This window comes from Chryseobacterium sp. (assembly GCF_008014695.1).
Lineage (GTDB): Bacteria > Bacteroidota > Bacteroidia > Flavobacteriales > Weeksellaceae > Kaistella.
On record NZ_VOXE01000001.1, the window covers coordinates 638047 to 658210 of the forward strand.

Below are 20164 nucleotides of genomic sequence, written 5' to 3' on the forward strand. Positions count from 1 at the left end.
AGCAGGACGAACTGTCCTGCTTTTATATAAAAAATATGCAATTTTATTTTCCTGCAGCATTCATAGCCGCTTCTTTTGCTTTAAACTCCTGAAATTTAGCATCGTTTTTAGTAGACATGTAAAGTCCCTTAAGTAACGTTACCGCATCAATATTAGGATCGTATTGATACCATTTTTCGGCATATGGCAAACTTTCGGCAAATCTTTTTCTTCTTGCGTCCAATATCTTATTGGCCTGATCTATCTTCCCACTTTTCTTTGCAGCATTATACTCCTCAATTGCTTTTGTATCATCCCCCAGTAACAAATACGTAAGATTTTGGTAGGCCTGAGCAAAATCCGGTTTGAGTTCTACGGCCTTTTTATAAGAATTTATAGCATCGGTAATAGATGAAGGATCTTTACTTTGCAGCACTCCCAGATTGTACCAATTTGTGGCATCATTGGGTTTTTTTGCCAGTTGTCCTTTTAAATTGTTTACAAATTCATTGGTTTTCCCGGATTTAAAATAAGCATTCCCCTGAAGTTCCGCGAGTTTTGAATTTGAAGGGAATTTTTGCAATCCTTTTTCAAGCAAAGTCAAAGCTTCCTCCACTCTGCCTGCTTCAATTAGAAGTGCAGCATTGGTTTCATAAAGTTCCGCTCCTATGTCTGGAGTAGTTTCTGTTTTGAAATCTGAATATTCAGTACTTTTCTTAACTAGATCCCAGGTGGCCTTATCTAAAGTCTCAGTTTCCCCTGTTTTTTTACTTTTTGCAGTATAAGAAGTCATTACTCCGTTATAACCTGAATTGATGAGTTGATTATAAATGTCGATCGCTTCAGGTTTTTGCCCAGCCAACGCATAGTTCAACCCTGCATAATAGAGATATTGTTCATTTATCTGTCCACTTGCTTTAAGCAAATTATAAACTTCTAAAAATTTCGGTGCGGCCGCAGAATAGTTTTTAGCCGTGTAAAAATCCATGGCACTTTTGTTGCCCGATTGAAGCAACGGATTAATGATAGCGCCTATTTTACCCACAAGTGTTGGAACATAGACTTCTTCTTTCAGTCCCTGAATTCCAGATTGATCCGCAGCTGCTTTTCCTACGAAATACACTTTGTTTTTATCACTGTCTTTACCCGTATAAATTTTGGATTTTCCCAAATCACTCATTTTGGCCAAATATGCTGCGCCTTCTGTATTTTTTCCGGATTTTATCAATGATAATCCCTTAGCATAATAATACTGCTCCAGAACCGTTGGCTCCAAAAGCTGAGTTTTACCACCCATTGCAGATTCGGCTGCCGAAATTTGGGAAGTTGCAGTGGTCATATCACCGGTTTCGATGGCTTTTACTGCTGCAGCTATTTCTTTTTTCTGTGCAAATGCAAAGGTTACCGAAACCATTGCCATGCTTAAAAATATTTTTTTCATAATATTTAAACTTTATTTTGATTTAATTTATTCTTCAGAGTCGTCGTCTTCCTCTGATTTTTCATTTTCTTTGGCTTCTTCATCCTCAATTTTTTTCAAAACTTCAGGATCGCCCATATTGCTTATCAAATTATCGCCGGTTTGCGGTGTGCTTTCAAATTCCGGAGTTGCAGAATCTACAGCGCCCGGAAGTTCTGCTGTTTCATCATCAAACTCTTCTTCAACAACATCTTTATCCATTTCCACTTTTGCAATGGCTGCAATAGAATCATTATTTTTAAGGTTGATGACTTTAACGCCCTGAGTATTTCTACCCATTACACGCATTTCGCTCATTCCCATTCTTATGGCTACCCCGGATTTGTTGATGATCATAAGACCGTCTTCATCGGTTACATTCTGAATGGCAATAAGATTTCCGGTCTTTTCGGTAATATTTAATGTAATTACCCCTTTTCCGCCACGGTTGGTCACGCGGTAATCTCCTACAGCGGTACGTTTACCGTAGCCTCTTTCAGAAACTACCAAAACGGTTTCATTCTCCACATCGTTCACAACAATCATTCCAACCACTTCATCACTGTCTTCCAGAGAAATTCCGCGTACGCCAATGGAGCCTCTTCCGACAGCTCTTGCTTTTTCTTCCGGGAAACGGATACATTTTCCGTTTTTTGTCGCGATCATGATTTCGGAATCGCCGCTGGTTAATCTTGCGCCTAAAAGCTGGTCATTATCCCTGATTTCAATGGCATTCACCCCGTTTGTCCTCGGTCGTGAATAGGCTTCCAGGGAAGTTTTTTTGATGGTTCCGTTCTTGGTGATCATCACCACGTTCATCTTGTTGATGTATTCGGTATCCTTTAAATCATTCGTTCTGATATACGCCTTGATTTTATCATCCGGTTCAATATTGATAAGGTTCTGCACCGCTCTTCCTTTTGAAGTTTTGGAACCTTCAGGAATTTCAAATACCCTGAGCCAGAAACATTTTCCTTTTTCTGTAAAAAAGAGCATGTACTGGTGATTGGTAGCAGCAACGATATATTCGAGGAAATCCTCATCTCTCGTAGTTGCGGCGCGGTTTCCTACTCCACCTCTGCTCTGAACTTTGTATTCTGAAAGCGATGTTCTTTTGATATAACCGGCATGGGAAATTGTAAGCACCACTTTTTCATCCGGAATTAAATCTTCAATGGACATCTCGCCACCTGAATAATCAATTTCAGAACGTCTCTCATCACCGTACCTTTCCTTTACTTCAAGAAGTTCGGTTTTAATGATTTCATATCTTCTACCTTCATTCGAAAGGATATCTTCCATATCCTTAATGAAATTCATGATCTCCTCGTACTCAGCCCGGATCTTGTCGAGTTCCATTCCCGTCAGTCGGGCTAATCTCAGGTCCAAAATTGCCTGTGCCTGAATGTCGGAAAGATCGAATTCCTTCATCAAGCCTTCTTTGGCTTCGGCAGGATTGGCGCTGTGACGGATAATGTAAATGGCTTTATCAAGATCATCCTGAGTGCCGATGACTTTCATGAAACCCTCAAGAATATGCGCCCTTTCCTTGGCTTTTTTCAGCTCATATTCGGTTCTTCTGATGATCACTTCATGGCGGTGATCCACAAAATGATGGATCAGATCCTTCAGATTCAGCTGTTGAGGACGTCCTTTTACCAGTGCGATATTATTCACGCTGAAAGAAGTCTGAAGCGAAGTATATTTGTACAGCATGTTGAGGACAACGTTCGGAATCGCGTCGTTCTTGAGTTCGTAAACGATTCTCAGACCCTGACGGTCGGATTCGTCACGTATTTCATAGATGCCCGGAATTTTCTCGTCTTTTACCAATTCAGCGGTACGGGCAATCATCTCAGCCTTGTTCACCTGATACGGAATTTCAGTAATAATGATGGCATTCCTGTTTCCGATTTCCTCGAAGTTTACTTTTGCACGGAGAACGATTCTTCCTCTCCCGGTGTGGAAAGCATCGCGGACTCCATCATAGCCGTAAATAATCCCTCCCGTCGGGAAATCAGGAGCGATGATGTGCTTCATCAGCTCATCAATGGTAATTTCTTTATTTTCTACATATGCAACAATAGCATCAATGCTCTCAGAAAGATTGTGGGGAGCCATATTCGTCGCCATACCTACTGCGATTCCGGATGTTCCGTTCACGAGAAGATTCGGGATTTTTGTAGGCATTACGGATGGCTCCGTCATGGAATCATCAAAATTATTCTGAAAATCAACCGTGTCTTTATCAAGATCTGAAAGGATTTCATCAGAAATCTTTTTAAGTCTTGCCTCGGTATAACGCATTGCTGCAGGCGGATCGCCATCCATGGAACCGAAGTTACCCTGCCCGTCAACCAATGGGTAACGCAAACTCCAGGGCTGTGCCATACGGACCATCGCGTCGTAAACGGAGGAATCGCCGTGTGGGTGATATTTACCGAGAACGTCACCGACAATTCTCGCGGATTTCAAATGTTTTCGGTTTGAAAAAACGTTCAGATTGTACATTCCGTAAAGAACTCTTCTGTGAACGGGTTTCAAACCATCTCTTACATCAGGCAATGCTCTGGAAACAATAACCGACATCGAATAATCGATATAAGAGCTTTTCATTTCATCAACAATGTTGATAGGGATTAACCTTTCTCCTTCTTTTTGCATAAATATTTTTTAATAAAATGAAAATCAGACAGTTAATTTACAGCCTGTATTTTCTTTAATTTCCAATCTTAATAACGGGCTAATTTACAAAAAAATTACCGATTTTTGCCCCTCCGTTTATCAAGAATAATCATAAAAAACAGTACAGAAAATGAAAGTTTTAAGCCTCACATTCCACTCTACCCCAAACGTAGGAAAAGAATGGGAAAACTTTGTCCAAAATGAACTGATAGAGATGGCGGAAAGCCTTCAGGAGGTTAAAAATTATTTGATTTCAGAGGTGGAAACCGATATGCTTTCGGAAGGCAGGAACACTAATCTTCTGTTGATATTTGATAATAATGAAAACCGGATAGATTTTCTGGAAAATGACCTCCAGAATATTGCCGGGGAACTGGAAGTGAAATTCGGAAATAACGTTCTCATTTTTGATACGCTGCTTAATCCGATAAAGTCCAATTTTTAAAATAAAAAAGGCGGAAAAATTTCCCGCCTTTTTTATTATTTATGTTTTTTTGATTTGTGTTTTTTATCGTGTCCGGAACCGTGATCATCATCATGACCATGACGCTTTTTCATTTGTCCCGGCGCATAATCTTTAGCACTTCCGCCATATATTTTTTTAGCCTGTCCTGGAGGGAGTCTCTTTGCATTATCGTTTCTTCCGTAAACGCCTGAAGTCTGAGTTCTGATGACTCTTCCATTCTGGTAAATATTGCCGTTGCGGTCTGAATAAACATCACCCTGTCGGTAAACAGTTCCATCGGGAGACCTGTACACCGTTCCGTTATTGGTTGGATACTGGGCGGAACCGTTGTTTCCATAAGCGTCATTCACCGCACCACATGATACCATTGTAACGGCTAAGCCCGCTCCAAGAAATATTTTTAATAAATTTTTCATTTTTTCAAATTTAAAGATTGAGTTCAAACCTCTCAATCTTGATGCCAAACCTGAAAAACGAAAATTCTCCAAATTAAATTCCCACTATTGTACTCCGTCTTTCCAGCAATACCACATCGCGCCAAATGCCCTTCATCTGCCCTAATTTTTCGCGGTTTCCAACTACACGGAAGCCAAGTTTTTGGTGGACCGCAATACTCGGCTGATTTTCCGGAAAAATTCCTGCCTGCAGCGTCCAGAATTCGTGTTCTTCGCTGGCCAAAATCAATTTCTGAAGCAACATCGAACCAAGGCCTTTTCCCTGTGCGGAATCCGCCAAATAAATGCTTACTTCAGCAACGCCTTTGAAACACTCCCGTTTACTAACGGGCTGCAGTGCGGCCCAGCCCACAATTTCCTCGTCTTCAGTTTCAAGTACAAAACGGCATATATTAAAGAATTTCTGATCCCAAGATTCCCAAGTTGGTGCGTCTTTGTCGAAAGTAGCATTTCCTCCTGCAATTCCCTGCTCAAAGATTTCAATGACTTTTTCTCCGTCGGTCGGAAGCATTTCGCGGATTTCGTAATTCATGCTGGTGTTTTTATAGGACTTTAAAAAAATTAAAAACCATTAAGATACTTGAAAACTATGCCTCAAGTTCTCTTTTCAGATATTTTGCAGTCAGCGATTTTTTAGATCTGGCGACTTCTTCAGGAGTTCCTTTCGCAATGATTTCTCCACCTTTGTTCCCTCCTTCCATACCCACATCAATGATATGATCGGCCAGTTTGATGACGTCCAGATTATGTTCGATGATGATGAAGGAATTTCCCAGATCGACGAGTTTGTTGATGGCATCCATCAGAATCTTGACATCCTCAAAATGCAGCCCTGTTGTGGGTTCATCGAGAATGTACAAGGTATTTCCGGTCTGTCTTTTCGCCAGTTCCGATGCCAGTTTTATCCGCTGTGCCTCGCCGCCTGAAAGCGTTGTAGACTGCTGCCCCATTGTAATATAACCCAAACCGACATCCTGAAGGGTTTTTACCTTTGCAAAAATCTTCGGAATCGGCTGGAAAAATTCAGTCGCTTCATCGATTGTCATTTCCAGAACATCAGAAATGGATTTTCCTTTGTAACGCACTTCCAGGGTTTCGCGGTTGAAACGTTTTCCGTTACAGGTTTCGCAGTGCACATATACATCGGGAAGGAAATTCATTTCAATAACTTTTAAACCGCCTCCCTGACAGGTTTCACATCTGCCGCCTTTAACATTGAAAGAAAATCTTCCCGCCTTATACCCGCGTATTTTCGATTCGGGAAGTTCGGCAAAAAGATTCCGGATGTCGGTGAACATTCCGGTGTAGGTTGCAGGGTTGGAGCGAGGAGTTCTGCCGATCGGAGTCTGGTCCACATCTACAATTTTGTCGATATGATCGATTCCCTCGATTTTTTTATACGGCAAAGGATCCTGAACGCTTCGGTAAAAATGACGGTTCAGAATCGGATACAGCGTCCCGTTGATCAGCGATGATTTTCCGCTTCCCGAAATTCCGGTCACTACCACGAGTTTTCCAAGCGGAATTTCAATATTTACATTTTTAAGGTTATTACCGGTAGCGCCTTTCAGCACAATCGATTTTCCGTTGCCTTCGCGTCTTTTTTCCGGGACTTCAATTTTTCTCTTTCCCGTCATATAATCGGCGGTTACCGTATCCGCTTTCAACAGATCTTCCGGTTTACCCTGCCAAAGGATTTCGCCACCGAATTTACCGGCGCGCGGACCTATATCAATCACTTCATCCGCTTCGAGGATCATGTCTTTGTCGTGTTCAACAACAATTACAGAGTTTCCGATGTCCCTGAGGTGTTTTAAAGATTTTATGAGTCTTTCGTTGTCCCTTTGATGCAGCCCGATGGAAGGTTCATCCAAAATATAGAGGACGTTTACGAGTTGTGAACCGATTTGCGTAGCCAGACGGATCCGCTGAGATTCGCCGCCAGAAAGGGTGCGCGAACTTCTGCTTAAACTCAGGTAATCCAAGCCAACATCAAGCAGAAACTGAAGACGCGTTTTGATTTCCTTCAGAATTTCATGAGCGATAATTTTGTTTTTTTCACTGAATTTATCTTCAACATCATTCAGCCAATCCATGAGATCCAGTAAAGAAAGTGCATTGATTTCTGCAATATTTTTTCCGTCGATTTTAAAACTTAAACTTGAGGGCTGCAGCCGTGTTCCCTTACATTCCGGACAGGTTTCTTCGGTCGTAAAATGTCTTTCGAGCAGAATCGCGTCGTAACTTTCTTTATCGTCGATCATTTCATTGATAATCGGCACGAGTCCATCGAAATTGACTTTTATTTTCTTCGTAATTCCGGCATATTTTAAGTCTTTATTAAATTCTTTATGACAGCCGTGGTAAATATAATCGAGTGCCTCGCCGGGGATTTCTTTGAAAGCAGTAGTCAGCCCGAGCCCGAAGATCTCTAGAATATTCTTGATCTGGCCCAAAATCCATTTGTTGGATTTAATGTCCTCCAAAGGCAGCAAACCACCCTGATTAATGGAAAGTTTCGGATTTTCGACAAAATAATCGGTATTCACTTTTTTGATGGTTCCGAGACCTTTGCAGTGGGGGCAGCTTCCTTTCGGGGAATTGAAAGAGAATGTATTGGGTTCAGGCAACGCCAGGGAATGACCGCTTTCGGCATCCATGAGATTTTTAGAGAAATATTCAATACTGTCGCTCCCCAGGATCTGGATTCCCACCGTTCCTTCCCCCATCTGCATGGCGGTTCGGAGCGATTTTTCCATCCTTGTTTCCGAAGCATTTTCACCAATGATCCAGCGGTCGATCACAATATCAATATCATGGGTTTTGTAACGGTCGAGTTTCAGGTCGTATTCAATATCCTGCAGTTCACCGTCGATTCTTGCCTGACCGTAACCTTTTTTGGCCATCTGAATGAAAAGTTCATGGTAATGGCCTTTCCGGGACCGGATCACAGGAGCCATCAGCATGACTTTTTCTCCTCTGTAATTTTCTTTGATCACGTCGATGATCTGATCTTCAGTGTAACTGACGAGTTTTTTTCCGGAACTGGATGAATAGGCATCCGAAACTCGGGCAAAAAGCAAACGGAGGTAATCGTAAAGTTCAGTGACCGTACCCACCGTAGAACGCGGATTTTTGTTGGTCGTTTTCTGTTCGATGGCAATAACCGGAGACAGTCCGTCGATTTTATCCACATCAGGCCTTTCGAGACCTCCTAAAAATTGTCTTGCATAAGCTGAAAAAGTTTCGATATACCTTCTTTGACCTTCCGCAAAAATGGTATCAAAAGCAAGGGAAGATTTTCCGCTGCCCGAAAGCCCAGTGATGACTACCAACTCATTCCGGGGGATTTTTACGTTAATATTCTTGAGATTATGTTCCCGTGCGCCGTAAATTTCTATGTATTCTTTGTCGTTGTTCATTTTATATTTTCTGAAATCAGTTTTCAGAATTTTGCAAAATTACGCAAATTTTTTACTCAAACATGAACCGTATCCGGATTAACTTATGTGAAATTTTAGAAAGTGAGATGATATTCCTTTCATAAAAAAAGCCTCAATGTGAGGCTTTTTTTTATTTGAGATATTTCGTGATGGATTCACTCGTAGGTTTTGTTGTGCTGACAAATGAATCGATGAGGCGGCCGTTTTCATCCAGAAGGAATTTGGTGAAATTCCACATGATGGAAGTATTTTTAACACCGTTCTGTTCCTTTTCAGTAAGAAATTTAAAAATGGGTGCGGTATCATCTCCTTTAACAGAGACTTTCGCTGCCATCGGGAAAGTAACGCCAAAGTTTTTCTGGCAGAATGCCCCGATCTGTTCATTGGTTCCGGGTTCCTGACCACCAAAATTATTGGCAGGAAAACCTACAACTACAAGTTTATCTTTATATTCTTTTGAAAGCTGCTCCAGATCTGCATACTGCGGCGTGAAGCCACACTCGGAAGCGGTATTTACAATGAGAATTTTTTTTCCTTTAAAATCGGCGAAATTGATCTCTTTACCATCCAGACCTTCCACTTTAAAACTGTAAATATTTTTTTCCATAGGATTTTGGGTTTTTGACTGCGGAACTTCACTTTTTTGGTTCGTACAGCTCTGAAATGAAATTCCTGCTGCTACGAGGAGTATGAATAATTTTTGCATTGTTTTGTTTTAAAAAATTGATTGATTTTAATGAATGTGTTTCTCAGCATGATAAGAACTTCTCACAAGCGGCGAACTTTCTACATGCCTGAAGCCTAAACTTCTTGCAAAATCTCCAAATTCATTGAATTCTTCCGGTGTTACGAATTTTTTTACCGGCAAATGTTTTTTGGTGGGCTGAAGATACTGCCCAATCGTGATCACATCTACGTTCGCATTTCTGACGTCTTCGATGGTTTGGAAAACTTCATCTCGTTCTTCACCCAATCCGAGCATGAGTCCTGTTTTCGTGCGGTTTTGCCCCGCTTCTTTCAAATACCGTAATACTTCAAGGCTTCTTTCGTATTTCGCCTGAATTCTCACTTCGCGTGTTAGTCTTTTTACCGTTTCCATATTGTGGGAAATTACTTCCGGCGATACATTAAGAATTCTGTCAATGTGTTTTGTGATTCCCTGGAAATCCGGAATCAGTGTTTCCATCGTGGTTCCCGGAGAAATTCTGCGTACGGCATTCACCGTTTCAGACCAAAGAATGGATCCCATATCTTTCAGATCATCCCTGTCAACAGAAGTCAGAACCGCGTGTTTAATTTTCATTAACTTTATGGAACGGGCTACTTTTTCAGGTTCATCCCAGTTCACATCGAGCGGTTTTCCGGTTTTTACACCACAGAAACCACAGCTACGGGTGCAAATGTTTCCCAAAATCATGAACGTTGCCGTTCCTTCGCCCCAACATTCGCCCATATTCGGGCAGCTGCCGCTTTGGCAGATGGTGTTGAGTTTATATTTATCCACCAAAGTGCGCAGTTCGCGGTAATTTTTCCCGGTAGGAAGTTTTACGCGGATCCATTTGGGCTTTTGGATAGTGGTGTCGGTTAAATTCTCCATTTTTTATTAAAAACAAGGTCTGAGTTTAAAATTTCTTCAAAAATTCAAGAAATCCAACTTCAAAAATACGAATAAGATTTGTAGTGACCATCACGGTAATTTAGTTTTTAAAAAACCGGAAGATCGATAAAATGAATGGTATTAGTCTTCAGAATCATTGTGTTTAAGCAGTTCCGCAAGCACTTTTTTGGCACGCATAATCCTCACTTTTGTGTTGGCAACCGAAATGTGCAGTTCTTCGGCAATTTCTTTGATGCTTTTTTCCTCGAAAAACCGCAGACGCAGGATATCCTGGTAATTGGTGTCGAGACTTTCGATAACGGTGATGATCTGCTTTTGGTCTTCTTCTGAAATCAGGAGTTCTTCCGGAGAGCGCGCAAACTGATTTTTAAAATGATCGAAATTATCTGTAGAATCTTCGTTCTCACGCGATTTTTTGCGCCAGTAATCGATGACAGAATTCTGTGCAATCGTCAAAATCCATGTTTTAAACTGAAAATTAGGATCAAAAAGGTCGAGTTTGGCAAGCACTTTCGAAAATACCGATACTGTGATTTCATCGGCCACATTTTCATCCTGAACTTTTTTCATCACAAAGCTGAACACCTCTACCCAAAAGGAATTGATGAGTTTGGTCTGTGCTTTTTGGTCCTTTTTTTTAGCCAGATCGATGAGCAGTAAAATGTCCTCTTTGTTCATTCAGACAGCAAAGGTAAGTTTTTTGGAAGAGATTATAAATGCGGGCAAAAGCGAATAAAAAATCCTGCCTTTTATGCAAAGACAGGATTTTTATGATTTTAAAAGTCCTTATTCTGCCAGAATAATTCCTTTATTGTTGTTGAATTCAATCACTCCGCTTTTCACAGCGAAAGAAAATACGCTTTCTTTTTCGTTCTCTTTCGTGAAATGTTTTGCATAGTTCTCGGCGATCTCGTTTGTGAAAACCCTTACGTTTCCACCAATCAGCGAAGCCACTATTGCGGCGTGGTCTTTCATGATATGGAAATCACCGTTTTTTCCGGGAAGCAGTACTGAACTTACTTCACCTTCAAAAACCACAAATTCCGGAGTTAAAATTTTTATATTCATTTTTTTAGATTTAAAGATGTCAGATTTCAGATTTCAGACATTAAAGTCTCATGTCTGAACTCTTCTATCTTGTGTCTAATTAAGCGTTTTCTGCCAATAATTTTTCTCCTGCCTCAATTGCCTCTTCAATGGTTCCTTTCAGGTTGAAAGCAGATTCAGGAATGTGATCCAGTTCACCGTCGATAATCATGTTGAAACCTTTGATGGTATCTTTAATATCAACCAAAGCTCCTTTAAGACCTGTAAACTGTTCTGCAACGTGGAAAGGCTGAGAAAGGAATCTCTGTACTTTTCTCGCACGGTACACGACCAATTTGTCTTCCTCGGAAAGTTCTTCCATACCAAGGATAGCGATAATATCCTGAAGCGCTTTGTAACGCTGAAGAATTTCTTTTACTCTTTGTGCACAGTCGTAATGCTCGTCTCCTAAAATTTCCGGAGTCAGGATTCTGGAAGTGGATCCCAGTGGATCTACTGCCGGATAAATACCTAATGAAGCAATTTTTCTGTCCAATACTGTAGTCGCATCAAGGTGGGCAAATGTAGTTGCCGGAGCCGGATCCGTTAAATCATCTGCAGGAACGTAAACCGCCTGAACAGAAGTAATGGAACCGTTTTTAGTGGAAGTAATTCTTTCCTGCATCGCACCCATCTCTGAGGCCAATGTGGGTTGGTAACCTACTGCAGAAGGCATCCTTCCCAAAAGTGCAGATACTTCAGAGCCCGCCTGTGTGAAACGGAAAATGTTATCAACGAAGAACAATACATCTCTTCCCTGTCCCTGTCCGTCACCGTCACGGAAATATTCTGCAATCGTAAGACCTGAAAGTGCTACTCTTGCTCTTGCTCCCGGTGGTTCGTTCATTTGTCCGAAAACAAAAGTTGCTTTTGACTCTTTCATTTCCTCAAGATCTATTTTTGATAAATCCCATCCTCCACTTTCCATGGAGTGCATGAACTCATCACCATATTTAATAATTCCTGATTCCAACATCTCTCTCAAGAGGTCATTCCCTTCTCTCGTTCTTTCACCTACACCGGCAAAAACTGAAAGACCACCGTGTCCTTTCGCGATATTGTTGATCAGTTCCTGAATCAATACTGTTTTACCAACTCCTGCTCCACCGAACAAACCGATTTTTCCTCCTTTTGCATAAGGCTCAATAAGGTCGATTACTTTAATTCCTGTAAAAAGAACTTCGGCTGAAGTGGATAATTGGTCGAATTTTGGTGCTTCTCTGTGGATCGGCAACCCTCCTTCTTTGGAAACCTGCTGAATACCGTCGATGGCATCTCCTACTACATTAAACAATCTGCCTTTTACGGCTTCACCAATCGGCATGGTAATTTGCTGACCCTGTGCGATCACTTCCTGACCTCTCTGAAGTCCGTCTGTTGCATCCATCGCGATACATCTCACTGAATCTTCACCGATGTGCTGCTCTACTTCCAGAACAACTTTTTCGCCATTATGTTTAGTAATTTCCAGTGCGTCGTAGATTCTCGGAAGTTCTTCTACATCTGTAAAAAGTACGTCGATTACCGGACCAATAATTTGAGAAATTTTTCCTTTAATTTGGTTTGCCATTGCTAAATTTTTTCTTGAGTGCAAATATAGGCAAACTTGTTAAATCTGCAATTGCTTAAAAAGAAGATTTTTATCATATTTGCACCACAAAATTTCTTCTCTTGAAAATCATCCAGAATTTCACCGATTACCACGAAAAAACACCTTTGGCATTATCCATCGGAATGTTCGACGGTGTTCATCTTGGGCATCAAAGCATTATCCGGAAACTGAATGCCATTTCGGAAAAGAAAAATCTGGAATCCGCGGTACTTACCTTCTGGCCGCACCCGAGAACGATTTTTAATCCGAACGATGATCTGAAATTGCTCAACACGCTGGACGAAAAAACCTATCTGCTCCAAAAAAACGGCATCCGTCACTTATTTTTAAAGGAATTTGATGAAGCTTTCAGAAACCTGAACGGTGAAGAATTTGTAAGGCAGATTCTGGTAAAAAAACTGAATGTGAAACATCTTATTGTTGGTTACGACCACACTTTTGGGAAAAACAAGAGCGGCGATTTCAGTTTATTGCGAAAAATGTCGGATGAATGTGGCTTCAAAGTGGAACAGGTTGAAGCCGTAGATTTTCATGAGAAACACATCAGTTCCACCCAAATCAGAAATGCTTTGGCAGTAGGAAATGTAAAAGAAGCCAACGAAATGCTTGGTTATATTTATTCCGTATCCGGAAAGGTGATAGACGGAAAAAAAATCGGCAGAACCATTGGCTATCCAACCGCCAATATTTCATCGGATCCGCTGAAACTTTTGCCGAAGAAAGGGGCTTACATCGTAGAGGTTTTTGTAAAAAACCGGAAATACAAAGGCATGCTGAGCATCGGAACGAACCCCACTGTTAATGGAAATTCACTTTCTACAGAAGTTTATATTCTGGATTTTAATGAGGACATTTACGGCGAAGAGATTTCCGTGAACTTTCGTGATTTCCTTCACGAAGAAATAAAATTTGAAAATATTGAAAAACTCATTGAAAGACTGGATGAAGATAAAAAACTCACCGATAATTTCATTTTTTAGGAGCTCGAAACCTCTTCCCTTTTCTTTTTCGTCAGAGAATTGAAAATCAGTTCATAGGACTGATCGATTAATTTCAGGATCAACTCTTTCCTTAAACCTTCGCACACTACCGAATTCCAGTGCGTTTTGTTCATGTGATAAGCTCCGCTGATTTGTGGATGCTTCGCACGAAGTTCCTCGCTCCATTCCGGGTCAGTTTTTACGGCGATGGTAAGCGGCTGGTTTTCAAGCGGAATCAGCAAAAACATTTTCCCGCCGACTTTCAGAACAAGTGTTTCCTTGTCGAAGGGAAAAGTCTCTTCAACGGCTCTTTTTGTATGGCAATATTCCAAGATTTCTTCAACAGTCATATCAATCGGTTTTATAGCCCAGAACCTGATTTTCAGCAGTCATTATTTTCTCCACAAACAACTTAAAAGCAGGATAATCCTTCACTGAAATATTTTCCCACGGTGTAGAGGCTTTTCTGGTAACCTTAAGGAGATTAGGAGCAGCCCGATCAAAGTGTATAGCATATTTGAAATTTTTGAATTCGAAACTTTCAGATTTAGGAATCTCAATGAATTTATAGTTATCAGGAAGAATGAAATTCACCTCTTCATCATAAAAATTCTGATTTTCATACGTTGTGTATTGAATATCCGAAGTCCTGTTTTCAACAGCAATAATTTCTTTGGTGAAAGGTTTCGTTACAAAAGGAATTTTGACAATATGCATATTTCCTAACAATTGCGAAGTATCATTCATCTTATAATTTACTTCAAAAGCGATTGGATTTGCGGTTAGATCTCTGCCCGAGATGAGCTTCACCGAATTTACCTTTACAATGCCGTTTACCACATTTCCGAATGTTTCTTCGAAATGATTTTTCATTTCCTCGTCAGTCTTTTCTTCTGTAAAAAATTCGTTGTAGAAAGACTTTGATGCACTCTGTATATACTGAACAGTTCGGTAACGCTTATCAGCATCTTTAAAATCAGCCTGGGTAACTGTTTTAAGGATATTCGGGAGGTTATTTTCGCCTGGAAGATCAAAAATTTCGGAATTTGTATTCAGCGATTTATCATGGTTGATGACAAGGCCTTTTGCATGGTAATTACCTTTAACAAGAGAATTAAAAGGAAGATATTTATCCGTCATTTCCAGGTAGAATATTTTTCCGTCTAAATTCGCCTGCACAATGCAGTGGTTAAAGTTGAAGTTGGGCAATAAAAGATTGCTATCACTAAAATTGTTGGTCTTTACCAATACAAGATTTGATTTTAAGCCTGCCTGTTTCCCCAGCACAACAAATAAAGTGGAAATATCTTTACAGTCTCCGAGTTTTGTGACAAGCGTTTTGGACGGTTTCTGAGGAATGTAGCCGCTTTGCCTGAAATTCACAGAACTGTAACTTATATTTTTTTCAATATAATTGTATATTTTTTGAGCTTTTTCTAAATCTGAAATTCCATTTGTTCCGGAAGGGAAGATGGTTTTGAAAACCTTGTCCACAGTAGTGTCATAAACCATACTTTTCTTTGTAAGATCAGCATACCAATCCGCAATTTCTTTCCAGGATTTAATTGTATTAACGGTAACTGATGTTGACTGCTCATTAAATCCAACACTGAACGCTTCGTCAAGGTTAAGTTCTTTTATGTTGGTCATTCGCCATGTCTCAAATATTTTTCCGCCGGCTTTTTTCACGACTGAGGGAATCGTGCCGTTGTTTGCTTTAGACTGATACGGCATGTTTTCGGGAGTAATCACCGTAAAAACAGATTCTACCACCGGGTAGGAAGATGCGAAGTAAGATGTGAGATTAAAATCTTTATAAAAACGTCCGGATGAACTTTCGATGCCTTCACTCTGAATGGTAATAACATCTCCTACTTCGATATTGGTAAAAACTGCCTGGTCGTAAGATTTTTCGCCCGGAACAATACTTCCGTTGCGTTTCGTAATTTCTGCCTTAATGATGTTGGTGCCATTGCTGTAATATTCCTTCATTTCATCAACTCCTTTTGCAGAAGTAATTTCAAAAACATAGGTACTTCGTGTTTTATAACCGCCTTCAGGAAAAACGTTTACAATATACTCGTCTAAAAGGGTGGTTACACCTTTACTCCCTTTAAGGTTTGTATTCCTTCTTTCCGAAATTATAGTGGAAAAATCTTTGATTCCGGCTTTTACAATTTCATCTTCTCTGTTCTGCAAATCCCGCTGCAGCTTTATTATAGCTGTATAAGCCGAATTATGAGACAAAACTTCGGATGCAAGTTTCAAAGCTTCATCTTTCCGGTTTTGTTTGGCAAAAAGATCGGCTTTCATGGCTAAAATGTTATAGGAGTACGGAAAATTATCCAAAGCCATGTTTAGTTGGTTTAAAATTTCCGGATCTTTCATATTATCTGCCAACACAGACGCAAAGTCTGATCTGAATAAATTTAGATTGGGATACTTGGTGATATAGTCTAAATAAAGTTTTTTGCTTTCCTCGTTCTTGCCTGCATTTTTATACAGGTTAGCCAAACGGTACATTACGGTAATATTGGTTTTTTTTGCAAGAAAATCTTCAAAACTTTTCATGATTAATGTCTGATCCACTCTGTCAACAAACTCCATAGGAGCTACCACAGGAAACATACTTTCATTATTATACGTTTTTTCCTTGAAAATTTTTACATATTTCAGTACCTCCGGAAAATCTCTTTTTTTTGCCGCAGCTATTGCAGTATACAGATCTGCAAAAAAATCTGCTTTGGTCTTTCTAAGCTTTGCTGCCTCTGTCTCTAAATCCGAAACACTCGCATTCTCAATCCAGTCTTCCTCACCAAATTTCAGAATTGGAATGATGTAATTGTCTGGATCATCGGTCTGAATGCTTTTTGTGTTTTGCGCCCTCTTTGCCGTATCCCTGGTTTCCAGATAATACTTGCCTAACAGCATGCGAAGCATTGTAGATGTAGGATATTTTTTCAGCAGTTCTTCCGTGACCTCTTTGGCCTGATCAAACTGGCTATTAGCCAAATATCCGGATGCCAGCAAAAATTTATAAAAAGGTTTGTCGGGATTCTGTAAGATTTTGCCAGTCAGAAAACTTTCAAAACGCAAAGGTTTTTCAATCGCTGCAAGTTCCTTAACACTGCTTTGGTTGTATGGTTGATAGGTGTCGTAATATTTAAGGTCCTTAATTTTATCATATTTTTCATTAAACAAAACGCCCATAAACGCAGTATCATGGTTCATTGCCATTTTTAAAAGAAGCCGGTTCATTCCCTTTGGCAGGAAAAATTCCACGGTGTGGGTTCCCGGATTTGTATAACCATCTTTTGTAGTGGAAAGAATTTCCTGATCATTCACAAACACTTTGTATTCTGTATTGACATTCATTTCCAGCAGGACTCTTCGTCCTTCTGGATTATCCACAAAACTTTGCGCATAAACGATTCCACTCCCGTATTCACTTTCATTCGAAAGAAATTCAAATCCCTCAGTTGGATTGTATGAAGGATTGTACCACCCCACTTTACCGTAACTGTTTGCATTAAATAATTTATCGTTTTTTGCATACGTTTCGGGTTCATATTCAATGTCAATTCCACTGCCATTCAAGTTTTCAAATACGCCAGCCCGTTGCCATTTTTTAATCCGGTTCAGTTTTTCTAAATAATTTTTAACCTCATTATCATTTTTCAGATTTTTTTCCAAAACTGCTTTGAATGAAAGTACGAAATTCTGATCCTGAAACTGCGGTGAAGAAGCCAAAAGATCGATTTTTTTATAAGTAAGGTCATCAATACCGTAATCTTTAATATCTCCTATTACAAACCTTCTGTGCGACATCGGAAAAAGATAATTTGCATCTTCATGAAGGTTGAGGAAATTTTTCAGGAAGGTTTCATCAAAATTATACTCTCCCAATTCCTCATCAATTAATGCATCAAGTAGAAGAAGTTCATAGTTTGAAGTTTTTTTTTCGGCAAAACTTTTGTCGAAAAGAAGTCTGGCTTCCTGCCTTTTATTATTGAAAAGCAGATCCCATGTTTTATCCTCGGATGACTGGGCAAAAGCAAATAGACAGAAAAAAGTGAATGCAAGCAGTAGAATTTTTTTCATGAAACACTGAATTAGGTAGAGATTAATAATTCTATACTATGTTTTTTATTTTTCATAAATTTAAAACTAATTTTCAAAGCCACAAGACGTAAGTTAATTCACACAAAATAAATAATGAAGGCACTTGTAATCGGCGCCACCGGCGCCACCGGAAAAGATTTGGTAGCACAGCTTCTGAACGACAGTGATTTTGATGAAGTGGATGTTTTTGTCCGCAAGCCATTGAAGATCACGAATTCAAAACTTAAAAGCCATATCGTCAACTTTGAAAAACCAGACGAATGGAAAGATCTGATAAAAGGAGATGTTGCATTTTCCTGTCTCGGAACTACTCTGAAAGATGCCGGTAGCAAGGAAGCCCAGCGAAAAGTCGATTTTGATTATCAGTATAATTTCGCAAAAGCAGCAAAGGAAAATGATGTTGAAGATTATGTGTTGGTTTCTGCTTACGGCGCCAGTCCAAATTCCAAAATTTTCTATTCGAGGATGAAAGGAGAACTTGAGCAGGCGGTAAAAGAGCTCCGGTTTAAAAAAATTACGATTTTCAGTCCCGGAATGCTTGAAAGAAACGATACCGAAAGAACCGGTGAGGTCTTAGGCGGAAAAATTATCAAATTTGCGAACAGATTAGGATTGTTTGAACAGCAGAAGCCTTTACCCACATCAGTTCTGGCTAAAGCCATGGTGAATTCCTCAAAAATAAAATCCTATGGATATTCCAAAATCAAACTCGGTAATATTTTCAGTTTTGCAGAAAAAGGTGATAATTAATTTTTTAAAAAGAAAACTTTGTAACCTTTTACCGTTTGCTGTCGTATAATATAATGCAGCCCTTTAAATCGGGCTTATTTCTTACATGAGACAGTTAAAAATTACCAAGCAGGTTACCAACAGGGAGACCGCATCATTAGACAAATATTTGCAGGAAATCGGGAAAGTGGATTTGATTACCGCTGACGAAGAAGTTGATTTGGCCCAGAAGATCCGTGCAGGCGATCGTGTCGCTCTTGAAAAACTGATTAAAGCCAACCTCCGTTTCGTGGTTTCTGTTTCTAAACAGTACCAGAATCAGGGACTTTCATTGCCCGATCTCATCAACGAAGGAAACCTCGGACTGATGAAAGCCGCGAAAAGATACGATGAAACCAGAGGTTTTAAGTTTATTTCTTATGCCGTTTGGTGGATCCGTCAGTCGATTTTACAGGCTTTGGCAGAACAGTCCAGAATTGTTAGACTTCCGCTGAACAAAATCGGTTCCATTAATAAAATCAACAAAGCATACGCTCACCTTGAACAGGAAAACGAAAGACCACCTTCTCCGGAAGAACTGGCCGAAGTTCTGGACATGAGCGAGGAAGATATCAAAGAATCGATGAAAAATTCCGGACGCCATTTATCGATGGATGCTCCGCTTGTGGAAGGTGAAGATTCCAATCTATACGACGTTCTGCGTTCCGGTGAATCACCGAGTCCTGATAAAGATCTGATGCTGGAATCCCTGCAGATTGAAATTGAAAGAGCATTACAGACGCTCACGCCAAGAGAGGCTGATTTGGTTCGCCTCTACTTCGGACTGAACGGAAAACATCCGATGACGCTGGAAGAAATCGGGGAAACTTTCGACCTGACTAGAGAAAGGGTTCGCCAGATCAAGGAAAAAGCGATTAAAAGATTGAAACACAATACCCGAAGTAAGATTCTGAAATCTTATTTAGGTAAGTAATTAAAAAAAATATTATATAAATTTGAGCAGGTTTTTTTAAGCCTGCTTTTTTATGGAAAATATTTTAACCGAAATTGCATCATTTAAATTTTCATCAAATTTACAGTTCGTAAGCTCAATTCTTAAAGACAAGGGAATAAGGCATGAAACGGATTATGAAAAAAATTGTCTCCTTGCGGATATTTCTAATAAAGAAATTATCAAGGAGATAATAAATACCCTCAATATTGATGAAAATGATATCAGTATTGAAGATGATACCTTACAAGGCTACCGGGAATGGAATCAAAACATGTACAACCCAGGATATTATACAGGGGGGAAAGTTCCATTTTTTACAATTGACACAAATAATTATTTAATGTATGGATTTGTGACTTTAGTTTCCGGTCTTGCATGTTTAATAGAAGTTTTAAATAGCAAAAATTTTTCAAAAACGTTCTTTTGGATGTCTGTTATTTTAATTTGTGGAATTTCTGGATCAATGTTTTATCAATATTATAAGTTCAAAAGAAAACAAAATAGGAAATAAATTTAAGGAACTCAAGAGTTCCTTT

The 20164-nt window shown here is 39.7% G+C and carries 17 protein-coding genes; 5 read left to right on the top strand and 12 right to left on the bottom strand.

Annotated elements, in window-relative coordinates; genetic code table 11:
• Positions 1 to 43: 43 nt before the first annotated feature.
• Both FUA25_RS03065 and gyrA read right to left on the bottom strand, forming a co-directional pair.
• Positions 44 to 1420 (bottom strand): tetratricopeptide repeat protein, encoded by a 1377-nt coding sequence (locus FUA25_RS03065; protein ID WP_147755415.1) that lies wholly within the window; start codon positions 1418 to 1420, stop codon positions 44 to 46.
• A gap of 27 nt (positions 1421 to 1447) precedes the next feature.
• Positions 1448 to 4102, bottom strand: a complete 2655-nt coding sequence (gyrA, locus tag FUA25_RS03070) for a DNA gyrase subunit A (protein ID WP_147755416.1) — start codon at positions 4100 to 4102, stop codon at positions 1448 to 1450.
• A gap of 151 nt (positions 4103 to 4253) precedes the next feature.
• Between gyrA and FUA25_RS03075 the strand changes: the two genes are divergently transcribed.
• Positions 4254 to 4568 (top strand): DUF4286 family protein, encoded by a 315-nt coding sequence (locus FUA25_RS03075; protein WP_147755417.1) that lies wholly within the window; start codon positions 4254 to 4256, stop codon positions 4566 to 4568.
• A gap of 35 nt (positions 4569 to 4603) precedes the next feature.
• On the opposite strand, the gene FUA25_RS13425 is transcribed toward FUA25_RS03075, so the two are convergent.
• The 8 genes from FUA25_RS13425 to atpD all read right to left on the bottom strand — a co-directional run bounded on the left by FUA25_RS13425 (position 4604) and on the right by atpD (position 12761).
• The gene (locus FUA25_RS13425; RefSeq protein WP_147755418.1) at positions 4604 to 5005 is read right to left on the bottom strand and encodes a hypothetical protein; all 402 of its coding nucleotides are present in this window, start codon (positions 5003 to 5005) and stop codon (positions 4604 to 4606) included.
• A gap of 73 nt (positions 5006 to 5078) precedes the next feature.
• The gene (locus tag FUA25_RS03085; protein ID WP_147755419.1) at positions 5079 to 5576 is read right to left on the bottom strand and encodes a GNAT family N-acetyltransferase; all 498 of its coding nucleotides are present in this window, start codon (positions 5574 to 5576) and stop codon (positions 5079 to 5081) included.
• Positions 5577 to 5631: 55 nt separating this feature from the next.
• Entirely contained in the window at positions 5632 to 8466 is a 2835-nt protein-coding gene (gene uvrA, locus FUA25_RS03090) for an excinuclease ABC subunit UvrA (protein ID WP_147755420.1), read from the bottom strand.
• Between the two features lie 151 nt (positions 8467 to 8617).
• Positions 8618 to 9193, bottom strand: coding sequence for a glutathione peroxidase (locus FUA25_RS03095; RefSeq protein ID WP_147755421.1), 576 nt, complete (start codon positions 9191 to 9193; stop codon positions 8618 to 8620).
• Between the two features lie 27 nt (positions 9194 to 9220).
• Positions 9221 to 10084 carry a lipoyl synthase gene (lipA, locus tag FUA25_RS03100; protein WP_147755422.1) on the bottom strand — a complete coding sequence of 288 codons (864 nt, stop codon included), beginning with the start codon at positions 10082 to 10084 and terminating at the stop codon, positions 9221 to 9223.
• Between the two features lie 141 nt (positions 10085 to 10225).
• Positions 10226 to 10783 (bottom strand): RNA polymerase sigma factor, encoded by a 558-nt coding sequence (locus FUA25_RS03105; protein WP_147755423.1) that lies wholly within the window; start codon positions 10781 to 10783, stop codon positions 10226 to 10228.
• 108 nt (positions 10784 to 10891) lie between these two features.
• A complete protein-coding gene (locus FUA25_RS03110; RefSeq protein WP_147755424.1) occupies positions 10892 to 11173 on the bottom strand; it encodes a FoF1 ATP synthase subunit delta/epsilon in 282 nt (93 codons plus the stop codon).
• Between the two features lie 79 nt (positions 11174 to 11252).
• Positions 11253 to 12761, bottom strand: coding sequence for a F0F1 ATP synthase subunit beta (gene atpD / locus FUA25_RS03115; RefSeq protein ID WP_147755425.1), 1509 nt, complete (start codon positions 12759 to 12761; stop codon positions 11253 to 11255).
• 101 nt (positions 12762 to 12862) lie between these two features.
• Between atpD and FUA25_RS03120 the strand changes: the two genes are divergently transcribed.
• Positions 12863 to 13783, top strand: coding sequence for a bifunctional riboflavin kinase/FAD synthetase (locus tag FUA25_RS03120; protein ID WP_147755426.1), 921 nt, complete (start codon positions 12863 to 12865; stop codon positions 13781 to 13783).
• Here the strand turns inward: FUA25_RS03120 and FUA25_RS03125 are convergent.
• The gene (locus FUA25_RS03125; protein WP_147755427.1) at positions 13780 to 14133 is read right to left on the bottom strand and encodes an MmcQ/YjbR family DNA-binding protein; all 354 of its coding nucleotides are present in this window, start codon (positions 14131 to 14133) and stop codon (positions 13780 to 13782) included. The two genes, FUA25_RS03120 and FUA25_RS03125, sit on opposite strands and share 4 nt — an antisense overlap.
• Before the next feature lies 1 nt (position 14134).
• Positions 14135 to 17884 carry a tetratricopeptide repeat protein gene (locus FUA25_RS03130; RefSeq protein ID WP_147755428.1) on the bottom strand — a complete coding sequence of 1250 codons (3750 nt, stop codon included), beginning with the start codon at positions 17882 to 17884 and terminating at the stop codon, positions 14135 to 14137.
• A 114-nt stretch (positions 17885 to 17998) separates the two neighbouring features.
• Between FUA25_RS03130 and FUA25_RS03135 the strand changes: the two genes are divergently transcribed.
• From FUA25_RS03135 to FUA25_RS03145, 3 genes are all read left to right on the top strand, one after another.
• On the top strand, positions 17999 to 18655 hold the full coding sequence (locus FUA25_RS03135) for an NAD(P)H-binding protein (protein ID WP_147755429.1): 657 nt from the start codon (positions 17999 to 18001) through the stop codon (positions 18653 to 18655).
• Between the two features lie 85 nt (positions 18656 to 18740).
• Positions 18741 to 19607, top strand: a complete 867-nt coding sequence (locus FUA25_RS03140) for an RNA polymerase sigma factor RpoD/SigA (protein ID WP_147755430.1) — start codon at positions 18741 to 18743, stop codon at positions 19605 to 19607.
• Positions 19608 to 19659: 52 nt separating this feature from the next.
• A complete protein-coding gene (locus FUA25_RS03145) occupies positions 19660 to 20139 on the top strand; it encodes a hypothetical protein (protein ID WP_147755431.1) in 480 nt (159 codons plus the stop codon).
• Positions 20140 to 20164: the final 25 nt, after the last annotated feature.